We start from the raw sequence: 1,752 nt of genomic DNA on the forward strand, positions 1-1,752 counted from the left end.
TGCGGGATTCCTCTTCGAGAAGGGTGAGCTCTTTTAGGAGAAGAACTGGTTGTTTAAAGAGCAATCGGCAGCGCTGTCTTTCCGGGGTCGGGTTGTACAGCCGCAGGACAACTTCTTCCCTACTTTCACTCTTTTTGAAAGCGCTCATGACAATGTAAGGATTGTCTAAGGTTAAGAGAGAAAACCCTTCGATAAGGGAGGAGCGCAGGTTCCCAGAGACCTGAAAGGCAAGGGGTGGACGGTTAAAGAGAAGGGCTTCTTTTATACCTAACCATGGGTCGCTTTGACGATTTCCAAAAACCAGGGCGAGTTCAAACTCGTGGTTACCCAGGCACTGGGCTTGGGGTGTGGAAAAAGGCCATCCTGCATCGCCTTTGCGGGTAAGGAGATCGTCCCTTGAGAGCCATCCCACTGCCCGAAGAAGTGTAAAAGCCAAAGTTGTTTCTCCGTTCCCCTGGGAGTACTGGAATTCCTGTAAGCCCTTGTTGAGGATGGCTAAGCACCACTCAGCATTACGCAGGAGGACAAAGTCCTTTTGTGGTATCGACTGGCCGTGAGATGGTCGTCTCTCAAGGAGAGCGAAGTAGGCACCCGAGAAGAGTTGCACATCTTTGATGGGAATCAAAAAGAGCATCCGAAGACGATGGTCAAAGGCTTTGTTCTCTAATCGGACACAGAGGTTGATCTGTTTGCTTCTCTGTGGGAGACTGATCTCCAGGGAAATGGGCAAAGGAACGCGTTCCGTGCTTCTCGTCTTTCGGTTTGGGGCTAACGAAACAGGTATCGAGAGCTCATACCGCATGGTTACCTTCTGAGAGAGGTCATTTGCCGCGGTTTCTAAGATAGGAATGATCGTTGAACTCAAGACAAGTTCGTCATTTTCTGGAGGGGAATAGTCATACTCATCTCCTGCGTCTCCTCCGTCTTCAAAGAGAATTTGGAATGCAATGTTCCTTTTTCCTTGCTTATCTTCGAGAGAGAAAAGGTTACTCTGAGGAGAGATGGCAAGACGGTAGAACTCGTTCTCAAGCGTATAGTCCTCGAAGCTCCGGGGAAGCCTTTTCTCTCTTTCTCGGTTGAGGGTTAAGATTTTATAGCTCTTGAAGCCGAGGGGAGGAAGAGAAGCAACAAAAGCAATACGGCATCGTTGTACCGAGAATACCTCAGGGAGCGTGTGCGGAGGTGTTTCTACGAGAGTGTCCCATTTACTGTGGAGCACGATTGGGGTTATCTCTCCATCGGAAGCGACAAGTTTCAAGTTTTCAACCGGACCTTCCTCTCTTTCACGACGTCGGTGCACTAACTTGCTCTCCTCAAAATTTACCTCCTTTACTTTTTCCTTTCTGAGAAGGACCTCACACTCAACGTACGCCTCTACTTCCCAGGGATGAGGGTTGAAGAGGACAAGGTGGTTTTCCTGAGCTTCCTTGTTAGTGGAAAGGCTACAAGGTACGTCTTTAAGCAACTTTTCGAAGATTGTTTCCATTTTGTAGTACCGCTGGAGCATTTCCTCATGTACGGGGTCTATGCTGCAGCCACAGATGGAATCATGAGGTGAGTTCTGGAGGAGTAGTTTCCAAAGATAGTACATTTCCGGAGGATACTGACAGTACCCGAGTGTGTAGAGGAGCGTGTGGAGGGGTTCTAACTGTCCTTCGAGGCAGTGGGAGAGGGTGCTGTGTCTCTGTTTGAGGTATACTCTCGTGGACAGGGTTCCACTAAGGAGGTAAGCACGATCCTCAGACCTGAGTT

At 49.0% G+C, this 1,752-nt stretch carries 1 protein-coding gene; it reads right to left on the reverse strand.

Annotated elements, in window-relative coordinates; all coding sequences use genetic code 11:
* Window positions 1-1,752: hypothetical protein (locus tag H5U36_10325; protein MBC7218501.1), on the reverse strand; the 1,752-nt coding region annotated here is incomplete at both ends.

It is taken from the genome of Candidatus Caldatribacterium sp. (assembly GCA_014359405.1).
GTDB classification, from domain to species: Bacteria; Atribacterota; Atribacteria; order Atribacterales; family Caldatribacteriaceae; genus Caldatribacterium; species Caldatribacterium oleiphilum.